2 protein-coding genes are annotated in these 1,410 nt (G+C 65.1%); both read left to right on the top strand.

What is annotated here, in order from left to right; genetic code table 11:
- Window positions 1-679 (top strand): solute carrier family 23 protein (locus AACS18_RS03010; protein WP_181363389.1); only part of this gene is annotated, 679 nt, incomplete at its 5' end.
- 99 nt (window positions 680-778) lie between these two features.
- On the top strand, window positions 779-1,410 hold a 632-nt coding region (locus tag AACS18_RS03005; RefSeq protein ID WP_108613662.1), incomplete at its 3' end, for a lipoyl protein ligase domain-containing protein.

Raw genomic sequence — 1,410 nt, 5'->3', positions numbered from 1 at the left:
GGGCAAAGTGAGCGCCCCCACCTTCGACGGCCCGCTGGTGATGGTGCCCATTCCGCTCCACTACGGCCTCGGCTTTGACTGGCAGCTGTTCGTGCCGCTCGCCATCATCTTCGTGGTGACGGCGCTCGAAGCGATCGGCGACATGACCGCCACCTCGGACATCTCCGGCGAGCCGCTGGAAGGGCCTGTCTATATGGAGCGGATCAAAGGCGGCGTGCTGGCCGATGGTGCCAACTCCATGCTGGCGGCGGTGTTCTCCACCTTCCCCATGTCCACCTTCGCCCAGAACAACGGCGTTATTCAGCTGACCGGCGTCGCCAGCCGCCATGTCGGCCTCTTTATCGCAGCCATGCTGGCCCTGCTCGGCCTGTTCCCGGCGGTCGCCAGTCTGGTGCAGCAGATCCCCGAACCTGTGCTGGGGGGCGCCACCATCGTCATGTTCGGCACAATTGCCGCCGCGGGTGTGCGCATCATCTCCCGCGAGGAGCTGGATCGCCGCGCCCTGATGATCCTGGCGGTGTCGCTGGCCATGGGCCTCGGGGTCGCGCAGGTGCCGGAAGTGCTGCAACACCTGCCTGAACTGGCCAGAAGCGTGCTCTCCTACGGCGTCGCCACCGGTGGCATTACCGCCATCGTGCTCAACCTGCTGCTGCCCAAGCGCGAAGCGCGCCACTCCTGAGACACAGCCTACTGATAGCAAACAGCCCCGCACTGCGGGGCTTTACCTTGCCAGTCGTCACGGGTAGTGTGCTGGGCAGCCTTTTTTGAGGATGCCGCCATGCCCTATCGCCTGCTCTCCCCCCTCTCCAATACCGCTTCACCCGCACAGATACTGGCGCAAGAGCAGCACTGGCTGCGCGACTGTGCCCATGACGGCCAGCCCCGCGCTCACCTGTGGCAGGCGCCCCAATGCCTGATTGTCACCCGCAAGGATACCCGCCTCCCCCATTACGAAGCCGCCTGCCAGCAACTTGCAGCTGAAGATTGGCCAGTGCATGTGCGCGACAGCGGCGGCACTGCCGTACCCCACGGAGCGGGGATCCTCAACCTATCCCTGCTGCTGCCCCGCACCACCACAGATCTCGCCCACTACTACCGGCTGCTGGGGACGCCGCTGCTGACCCTGTTGGCGGAGTACGGCCTTGAGGGAAGCTATGACTTCGTGCCCGGCTCCTTTTGCGATGGTCAGTACAACCTGGTGATCGGGGGACGCAAGATCACCGGCACTGCCCAGCGCTGGCTGGCGCCGGGGCAGGATCACCAGGGCGCCGTGCTGGCACAAGCCATGCTGCTGGTGGCGGGTGATGTGGATGAGGGAACCAGAATGGCGAGCCGCTTCTACGAGCTGGCGGGCGGGGAACTGCGTTTTATGACGGGAACCTCCACCACGCTGGCAAGCTGCATCGATTG

Origin of the sequence: Aeromonas sp. HMWF015, from assembly GCF_963878965.1 — a bacterium.
Taxonomy (GTDB): domain Bacteria; phylum Pseudomonadota; class Gammaproteobacteria; order Enterobacterales; family Aeromonadaceae; genus Aeromonas; species Aeromonas veronii.
The sequence above is the reverse complement of the archived record's forward strand: the minus strand, read 5'-3'. Positions and strand labels throughout refer to the sequence as shown.